Source organism: Mycobacterium sp. (assembly GCF_044342925.1).
GTDB lineage: Bacteria > Actinomycetota > Actinomycetes > Mycobacteriales > Mycobacteriaceae > Mycobacterium.
Genome location: NZ_JBIIOV010000137.1, coordinates 1 through 8,748, shown reverse-complemented (window position 1 = coordinate 8,748; position 8,748 = coordinate 1). Strand labels below are relative to the sequence as shown.

The window sequence follows — 8,748 nt, the reverse complement described above, 5'->3', positions numbered from 1 at the left end:
GCTTCGGCAGGAGCTGGCCGGGGGTGATCGCGAGCCCGGGCCTTCCAGCAACGGCTTCGATGATTCCTTCGGCGACGAAGACGACTGGCGGCCCTGAGCCGCCCGCCACGTCGGTCGTTCTGGGTCCCTTCGTTCTAGAACCTAGAACCGTGGGTGCTGGCCTACCAGGCTGGCCCGCGGCCCGTCGCCGCCCTTCGCTGGCGCCTTCATGACGCTGCCCAACACCCAGCTGTCCAGATGGCGGGCGGTGAGGATGGCCAGCGCCCGGTCGGTGTCCTCCGGCGCCACGACGGCCACCATGCCGACGCCCATGTTGAAGGTCTTCTCCATTTCGGCGCGTTCCACCCGGCCGCGCTGGGCGATCAATCCGAACACCGGCGCCGGTGTCCAGCTTCCGCGATCGATCTCGGCGACCAGGCCGTTGGGGATGACCCGTTCCAGATTGCCGGCCAACCCGCCACCGGTGACGTGGCAGAAGGTGCGGACCTTCGTCTCGGCCGCCAGTGCCAGGCAGTCCTTGGCGTAGATACGTGTCGGTTCGAGCAATTCCTCGCCCAGGGTGCGGCCGAACTCCTCGACATGGCCGGCGAGATTCATCCGGTCGATCTCCAGCAGCACCTTGCGGGCCAGCGAATAGCCGTTGGAGTGCAGCCCCGATGAGCCCATCGCGATGATCACGTCGCCGGGCCGCACGCGGTCGGGCCCCAGAATGTCGTCGGCCTCGACGACACCGACGCCCGTCGCGGAGATGTCGTAGTGGTCCGGCTCCATCAGACCCGGATGCTCGGCGGTCTCGCCGCCGAGCAGCGCGCACCCGGCGATCACGCAGCCCTCGGCGATGCCGGACACGATGGCGCTGACACGCTCCGGGACGGTGCGCCCGACGGCGATGTAGTCCTGCAGGAATAGCGGCTCGGCGCCGCAGACGACGAGGTCGTCGACCACCATGGCGACCAGGTCAAGACCGACGGTGTGGTGGATGTCCATCGCCTGCGCCACGGCCAGTTTGGTGCCGACCCCGTCGGTGGAGGACGCCAGCACCGGCTCGCGGTACCCGCCGCGCAGGGCGAACAGCCCCGCGAAGCCGCCCAGTCCGCCGCGGACTTCCGGACGGGTGGCCCGCTTGGCCAGCGGCTTGAACAGTTCGACGGCGCGGTCCCCGGCCTCGATGTCGACTCCGGCGGATGCGTAAGAGACGCGGGCACCCTCCCCGCGTCGACTTCTCGACGACTCGCCAGACATCGGCGCTAAGGCTACCCGTCGCCGTGGCGGCTCAGACCCCGGACCGGCTCACCCGGTCGACCAGTTCGGCGGCGAGCGCGAAAGCCGACGTCGCCGCGGGGGACGGAGCGTTGCGGACATGGGCGACCGATCCGTCCCGGGAGATGACGAAATCGTCGACCAGTGATCCGTCCCGGCCGACCGCCTGGGCCCGCACACCGGCATGCCGGCTGCCGTCGAGGTGGGCGACCGACAGTCCCGGCATATAGCGGGCGGCCGCCGCGACGAACGCACGCCGGCTGGCCGCCATCCTGATCTCGTCGAGTCCCACCCGCCAGTAGCGGCGCGCCACCCGCCAGGTTCCCGGCCAGCTCAACGATTCCCAGGTATCCCGGGCACTCAGCCGTCGCAGCGAGTAGGCGTCCCGCGCGCCGACCATCATCGCCGTAGGGCCCAGCGTCGCTGAGCCGTCGATGTGGGAGGTGATGTGTACGCCGAGGAACGGCAGCTCGGGGTCGGGAACCGGGTAGATCATCCCGTTGAGTCGGGGGGCGCTGGGTCCGAGGCCGAGGTAGGCCCCCCGGAACGGCACGATCTGGGGGTCACGCGGCGCGCCGCAACGGCGGGCGAGCCGATCGGCCCACAGCCCCGCGCAGACGATGACCGCTCGTGCGGTGACCGGGCCGGCGGCGGTGTGGATCACAGCAGGCTCGCTCGAGTCGATCGAGGTGACGTCCACCCCGAACCGGACGGTGACGCCGGCTTTCCGGATGTCGGCGGCCAGTGACCGGGCCACGGCGCCGTAGTCGACAATGCCGGTGTTGGGCGCGTGAAGTGCTTGCAGTCCAACAGCATTGGGCTCGGTCTCGCCGATCTCCGCGGGGCCGATCCGGCGCAGTCCCGGCACCGCGTTAGCGATGCCGCGGGCCTCCAGGTCGTCCAGCCGGGGCAGTTCGTCGCGGTGGGTTGCCACGATCAGCTTCCCGCAGCGCTGGTGCGGGATCGCCTTCTCCTCGCAGTACTCGTACATCAACCGGGCGCCGTGCACGCACAGCCGGGCTTTCAGCGAGCCGGGTTGGTAATAGATGCCGCCGTGGATCACGCCGGAGTTGTGCCCGGTCTGATGCAATGCCGGGGCGGCCTCGCGCTCCAACACCGTCACGGTGTCGTCGGGACGCCGGGTGACCCACTCCCGTGCCACGGCGAGACCGACGATGCCGGCGCCGACGACGACGAGATCGCTGGTGACGCGGTCGCTGGAAACCATGGACCGCTCAGCCGACGTAGCGGGCGAGCCACTCGTTGAGCGGCACACCGGCCCGCAGGGTGCTCACCACCCGGTCCTTGGCCTTCGCGGTGCCCAGCCAGGCGCCCACCGGCCAGTTCTTCATCATGGCAATTCCTTTGTGCCGCAACAGGTCGATCCGCGGGTGGTCCTTGGGGAATCCGCGCGGCGCCGTCTTGAGCACGTCGTGCGCCATGATCTCGTAGCCGCCGTCGTGCAGTGCGGCGGTGACCCCGGCCAGTTGGTCCCCGGACTTGTCCCGGTCCACCGCCGTGCGGTAGCGCTGCAGAGCGGCCGGGTCGGGCATGTACAAACCGCCGCCCACCGACAACCCGTCGGCGGAGAACGACACGTACGCCTGCCCCACAGACTGCCCGCCCGGGCCGAGGGTGGCCGCGCAGTTCGTCTTGTAAGGCGCCTTGTCGGCGCTGAACCGGGTGTCCCGGTAGGGCCGGAACAACTTGCCGGGGCCGAATTCGTCGGCCAACTCGGCGAGCAACTGCTCCATCGGCACGCGCACGCAGTCCTCGTAGACCGTCTTGTTCTCCTGCCAGTAGACCTTGGAGTTGTCGGCCTGCAAGCCTTCGTAGAACTCGACCGCCTCGACCGGCCACCCTCGAAATGCCATGCAATCTTTGTACCGGTCCGGTTACCGGTTGTCGTGGGTGATGCGGCCGTCCATCATTTGCGGGTCAACCCGGAACAGGTCGGCGCCCAGCACGGTCAGGTCGTCGGCCTTGCCTGCGGTGATCGTGCCTGTCCGGTGGTCCAGGCGCAGCTGATAGGCGCCGTTGGCGGTGTAGCCGCGCAGCGCGTCGTGTAGGCCGATGCGCTGCCGCGCGACCAAGGGCGCCTCATCGGGATGTCCCGGACGCTGTCGGGTGAACAGCGCCTCGATCTGGGCGGCGTCGCGGGTGCCGACATAGACCAGGTCACGACCCCGTACCACCACCGCCGGCGCCCACGGCTGGGCCGCGTCCCCGGTCCAGATCGGGCCGTTGGTGAGCAGGTAGGAGTCAGCCACGCCAGCACGCTAACCCGAGGGGCCGCAGGCATGTCAGGTTTGGGCTGTGGGTCTGGGCTGTGGTGACAACGCTGTGACACAAACGGCATAGCCGCTGCGAAGCGCCGCTTGCGCCAGGTTGAATGTGAACCCTGACGATCGGAGGTATCGGTGACTGAGCGACTTCGCTGTTTGGTGACCGGCGCTACGGGCTACATCGGGGGACGTCTGGTGCCCCGCTTGCTCGACGCCGGGTTCGACGTCCGTGCGCTGGCGCGCAACCCGGCAAAGCTGGACAACGTGCCGTGGCGCAACCGCATCGAGGTCTTTAAGGGCGACCTCGGTGACCCGGCATCGCTGGATGCGGCATTCGCCGGCATCGACGTCGTCTACTACCTGGTGCATTCGATGGGGTTCGAGAAGGACTTCGCCGCCGAGGAACGCCGCGCCGCCCTGAACGTCGTCAACGCCGCCCGCAAGGCAGGGGTCCGCCGCATCGTCTACCTATCCGGATTGCATCCCGAAGGCGCGGAGTTGTCCACCCACCTCGGTTCGCGCACCACGGTCGGGCAGATCCTCATCGCCTCCGGCATCGAGACCATCGTGCTGCAGGCCGGGGTGGTGGTGGGGTCGGGTTCGGCATCGTTCGAGATGGTCCGCCACCTCACCGACCGGCTGCCGGTGATGACGACTCCGAAGTGGGTGCACAACAAGATCCAGCCGATCGCGATCCGCGACGTGCTGCACTACCTGGTGGCCGCGGCCAGCTGCCCGGTGCCGGCGTCGCGGGAGTGGGACATCGGCGGTCCGGACGTGCTCGAGTACGGCGAGATGATGCAGGGCTACGCCGAGGTGGCCGGGCTGCGGCCACGCCGGATTCTGGTGCTGCCGGTGCTCACTCCCCGGATCGCCTCGCTGTGGGTGGGGTTCGTCACCCCTATCCCGGCGGGCCTGGCGCGGCCACTCGTGGAGTCCCTGCACTGCGACGCGGTGATGGGAAACCACGACATCGACACCATCATCCCGCCGCCGGAAGGCGGCCTGACGCCCTACAAACGCTCGGTGGAGCTGGCGCTGGCGCGCATCGCACGCGGCGATGTGGAGACCACCTGGAACACCGGCACCGCGGGGCTGGCGCCCAGCGATCCGGAATGGGCCGGGGAGGTGGTCTACACCGACACCCGGACGCTACACACGACCGCCAGTCCCGAGCAGCTGTGGAAGGCTGTCCAGACCAGCCTGCCGGACCACTGGCGGGTGGAGGAACGCGAATCCGACATGCTCAAGCTGCATTCGTCCCGTCGCGGCCCCGGTGACCGGTGGCTGGAAATGCGCGTCACCCCGGAAGGCAAGGGAAGTCGCTATGAACAGCGGGCGATCTTCTACCCGCGCGGGTTGCTCGGGCGGGTTTACTGGTACGCCGCGCGACCACTCGAAGCGGTGACGCTGGAGCGCCGGGTGAAGAAGGTGACAGCCTCAGTCGGCGGCTAGATGTACTCGGCTGGGGCCGGCTCCGCCGCTCAGCGGCTCAGCGGCTAGGGCCGGCTCAGCGCCGAGACGTTGTCGCTGCCGGCCTGCACGGCGGCCAGCATGTTCTCCACCACGTTCTTGCCCAGAGCGGTGGCCGTCGGCAACTCGATCGGGTACTTGCCGTCGAAGCAGGCGCAGCACAACCGGCTGACCGGCTGCTCGGTGGCGGCAACCATGCCCTGCTGGGAGATGTAGCCCAGAGTGTCGGCGCCGATCGCCTGGCGCACCGACTCCAGCATCTCCCCCTCGTCGGTCTGGGTTCCCGGCGCGTTGGCGATCAGTTCGGCGGGGGTGGCGAAGTCGATCCCGTAGAAGCACGGCCACTTCACCGGCGGGGAGGCGATCCGGACGTGCACCTCCAGCGCGCCCGCTTCGCGCAGCATTCGGATCAGGGCCCGCTGGGTGTTGCCCCGGACGATCGAGTCGTCCACCACGATCAGCCGCTTACCGCGGATCACATCCTTGAGGGGATTGAGCTTCAGCCGGATACCGAGCTGACGGATGGTTTGCGAGGGCTGGATGAAGGTCCGCCCCACGTAGGCGTTCTTCATCAGGCCCTGCCCGAACGGAATGCCGGATTCCTGGGCGTAACCCACCGCCGCGGGGGTGCCGGACTCCGGCACACCGATCACCAGGTCGGCGTCGACCGGCAGCTCCCTGGCCAGGCGCCGCCCGATGTCCAACCGGGCCGCGTGTACCGAACGGCCGCCGATCACGCTGTCCGGCCGGGCCAGGTAGACGTATTCGAAGACACAGCCCTTGGGGGTGGGCGGCGCGAACCGGGTGGACCGCACCCCGTCGGCGTCGATGGCCAGCAGTTCACCGGGCTCGATGTCGCGCACGAACGACGCGCCGACGATGTCCAGCGCGGCGGTTTCCGAAGCCACCACCCAACCGCGGTCCAGCCGACCCAACGACAGCGGCCGCACCCCGAACGGGTCCCGGGCGGCGTACAGCGTGGTCTCGTCCATGAAAACCAGGCAGAACGCGCCGCGCACACTCGGCAACAACTCCAGCGCCGCCTGCTCGATGCTGGAGTCCGCGGCACCGCCGGCCAGCAGGGCGCCGAGGATGTCGGAGTCGGTGGTGGCTGCGCCGGGGGCTTTGTGGTTGATCAAACCGGCTTTGCGGGCGCGGGCGGCCAGTTCGGCGGTGTTGACCAGGTTGCCGTTGTGACCCAGCGCAACCCCGGTACCGGCGGCGGTGTTGCGGAACACCGGCTGGGCGTTCTCCCAGGTGGTGGAGCCGGTGGTGGAGTACCGGCAGTGGCCGATGGCGACGTGGCCGGGCATCGCACCCAGGGTCTGCTCGTCGAATACCTGGCTGACCAGGCCGAGGTCCTTGAATACCAGCACCTGCGAGCCGTCGGCGACGGCGATGCCGGCGGCCTCCTGGCCGCGGTGCTGCAACGCGTAGAGGCCGTAGTAGGTGAGTTTGGCGACTTCCTCGCCGGGAGCCCAGACGCCGAAGACGCCGCACTCTTCCCGAGGTGGGTTTTCCAGTTGGCCGGTCATGCTAGGGATCCTCCCTGGCGGTCGGTAGGCGGTGTCAGTCTACGGGCGGCGGGGCAATTCCGGGAATCGAACGAATCGGCGGTTCGCCCAATTGGATGGCCGGATCACCCTTCGGGGATCTCGATCAATGGCAACCACGCCGCGATCTCAGCGGCCCGCGCACCCGACACGCTGACCAGGCCGTTGGCCACCGCCGCGTCCCAAGCAAGGAGTCCGGTTGCCAGTAGCAACCAGTTCCGCGGATCCGTCTCCACCACATTCGGCGGGGTTCCCCGAGTATGCCGAGGGCCGGCGACGCATTGGACGGCCACGAACGGCGGCACTCGAAGCTCCACACTGGATCCCGGTGCGAGCTGGCCGAGAGTGCGAGCGGTGAGCCGGACCGCCGCGCCCAGTGCAGCCCGGTCCGGTGCCGGCGCCGCGCCGGAGCGCAGCCACGGCGTCAGAGCGCAGACGGCGGCGCGAGCCCCCTCGGGGTCGACGCGCCGGCTCATCGCCGGTTGTTCCCGGCGCGCTGCACCGCAAGCGCCGCAACCGCGCCGGTCTCGTTGATCGCCAGATGCGCGAGCATGGGCGCCACCAGGCTGCCGGACCGCTCCGCGAGCAGACCGAACACCCACCCGGCCAGCCCGGTGACGGCGACGGTGACCCCGATCGGCTCGCCGGTTGCGCGCGCGTCCGGGACATGAGTGAGGCCGAAGGTCAGCGCCTGCATCATCCGGCCGGCCGACGGTCCGAAGGCGTCGCCGGCGACGGTCGCCAAAGCTCCCCGGAAAGCGGTCTCTTCCGACCACACCGTGCCCAGCGGAATTTCCACCGCCAGCCAGTGTCCCGGCCGCGCAGGCAACTGCCGTTGCAGCATCGCGGCCCGAACCCGCGGCACCGCGGCCCCCACCGCCACCCCGGCGGCCACCGCGCCGGCGACGGCACCTCCCAGCCGCCACCCGGACATCAGGTTCGGCGGCCGCAGGCCCAGCGGGGCGCCAGCGGCCAGAGCCAGCCCGGTTCCGTAGACGGCCTGCGCGAACGGGTGACGCCGCCACGGCTTGTCGAGGCCCGCGGTGAAGCTCCACCCCACCAATGCGGCCGAAAGACCTAGAGCACGAATCTGCTTGCGGTTCATCCGAATTCCGGCCCTCCGGCGGAGATCACCTTTTCCAGCGAGCGACGGATCCGATCGGTGTCGTAGCCGGTCCACTCCGGCGGGGCGGCGACGGCCACCCAGCCGTCGAGCTGGCTCTCACCGTAGTTGTGGCCGTGTCCGCTCGGAGTACCCGTCGAGTTGGTGACGTTGCCGGCCATATCGGCGCTCACCTGCCAGAACGTCACGATCGGGTACCACCGCATGGCCGCGGAGCGGTCGAATCCGGGCGGCTCGTCGAGCCAATCCGGTTTGCGGAACAGCAGATCCGGCGACCACCACACCACCGGGTCCGACGCGTGCTGCAGGAACAGCACCCGGGTGCCGGTCCACGGCGGCACCGAAGCCACTGCGGCGATCTCGGCGGGGCTGGACGCCTGGGCGAACCGGACGGTGCGGCCGTTGTCGTAGCGTGGCTGGACTTCCGGCGTCCCGGGGTCACGGCGCACCGTGAGCGCCTTCCACAGCTTGCTGGCATTCGGCGGCCCCACCCACAACACCGATTCGAAGCTCATGTCGGCCACGTCGTGCAGGTAACCGAAAGCGCCCTGCCCGGCCATCGACCCCAGACTCTCCCCGAACAGAGCCAGCTTCGGCCTGGTCGAGGCCGGCCACTGCAGCCATCTGCGATGGACCGCGTCGATCATGGACCGGCCCGACTCGACCGATTTGTCCCGGTCGGCGAGGAAGGAGATCCAGCTGGGCAGGTAGGAGTACTGCATGGCCACCAGGGCGGTGTCGCCGTTGTACATGGATTCGATCGACCGGGCCGCAACGGGATCCACCCACCCGGTGCCGGTCGTGGGGATGATCACCAGCATCCGTCGGTCGAACGCGCGGGTGCGCTGCAACTCCGACAGCAGCACCGCCACCCGCTCGTCGGCGGTAGCGGCGGTTTGCAGGCCGACGTAGATGCGGATCGGCTGCTTGGCCGGGCGGCCGTTGAGTGCGGCTAGTTCCGCGGCAGTAGGGCCGGTTCCGGTGAAGTTGCGACCCTGAAAACCCAGCGAATCCCAGGCCGCGAAAGATCCTGGGCTGCCGGATCGTTCGGGCT

General features: G+C 69.4%; 9 protein-coding genes. 1 reads left to right on the top strand and 8 read right to left on the bottom strand.

Features of this window, described 5'->3' with window-relative positions; translation table 11 throughout:
- Positions 1-141: 141 nt before the first annotated feature.
- The 4 genes from purM to ADBZ6I_RS13515 are packed head-to-tail and all read right to left on the bottom strand — an operon-like array spanning position 142 to position 3,530.
- Positions 142-1,242, bottom strand: a complete 1,101-nt coding sequence (purM, locus tag ADBZ6I_RS13530; protein ID WP_526384670.1) for a phosphoribosylformylglycinamidine cyclo-ligase — start codon at positions 1,240-1,242, stop codon at positions 142-144.
- A 31-nt stretch (positions 1,243-1,273) separates the two neighbouring features.
- The gene (lhgD, locus tag ADBZ6I_RS13525) at positions 1,274-2,488 is read right to left on the bottom strand and encodes an L-2-hydroxyglutarate dehydrogenase (RefSeq protein ID WP_526384668.1); all 1,215 of its coding nucleotides are present in this window, start codon (positions 2,486-2,488) and stop codon (positions 1,274-1,276) included.
- A 7-nt stretch (positions 2,489-2,495) separates the two neighbouring features.
- On the bottom strand, positions 2,496-3,134 hold the full coding sequence (locus tag ADBZ6I_RS13520) for a DUF2461 domain-containing protein (RefSeq protein ID WP_526384666.1): 639 nt from the start codon (positions 3,132-3,134) through the stop codon (positions 2,496-2,498).
- A 21-nt stretch (positions 3,135-3,155) separates the two neighbouring features.
- The gene (locus tag ADBZ6I_RS13515; RefSeq protein WP_526384664.1) at positions 3,156-3,530 is read right to left on the bottom strand and encodes an amidohydrolase family protein; all 375 of its coding nucleotides are present in this window, start codon (positions 3,528-3,530) and stop codon (positions 3,156-3,158) included.
- 150 nt (positions 3,531-3,680) lie between these two features.
- On the opposite strand from ADBZ6I_RS13515, the gene ADBZ6I_RS13510 reads away from it, so the two are divergent.
- Positions 3,681-5,000 carry an NAD(P)H-binding protein gene (locus tag ADBZ6I_RS13510; RefSeq protein WP_526384662.1) on the top strand — a complete coding sequence of 440 codons (1,320 nt, stop codon included), beginning with the start codon at positions 3,681-3,683 and terminating at the stop codon, positions 4,998-5,000.
- Positions 5,001-5,044: 44 nt separating this feature from the next.
- On the opposite strand, the gene purF is transcribed toward ADBZ6I_RS13510, so the two are convergent.
- From purF to ADBZ6I_RS13490, 4 genes are all read right to left on the bottom strand, one after another.
- Entirely contained in the window at positions 5,045-6,553 is a 1,509-nt protein-coding gene (gene purF, locus ADBZ6I_RS13505; RefSeq protein WP_526384660.1) for an amidophosphoribosyltransferase, read from the bottom strand.
- Positions 6,554-6,657: 104 nt separating this feature from the next.
- Positions 6,658-7,047: a sterol carrier family protein gene (locus ADBZ6I_RS13500; RefSeq protein ID WP_526384658.1), complete on the bottom strand. Its 390-nt coding sequence runs from the start codon at positions 7,045-7,047 to the stop codon at positions 6,658-6,660.
- Positions 7,044-7,676, bottom strand: coding sequence for an Rv0804 family intramembrane glutamic endopeptidase (locus ADBZ6I_RS13495; RefSeq protein ID WP_526384656.1), 633 nt, complete (start codon positions 7,674-7,676; stop codon positions 7,044-7,046). Before ADBZ6I_RS13495 ends, ADBZ6I_RS13500 begins: the two co-directional genes overlap by 4 nt.
- A partial coding sequence (locus tag ADBZ6I_RS13490) for an alpha/beta-hydrolase family protein (protein WP_526384654.1) occupies positions 7,673-8,748 on the bottom strand: 1,076 nt, incomplete at its 5' end. The genes ADBZ6I_RS13490 and ADBZ6I_RS13495, both read right to left, overlap by 4 nt.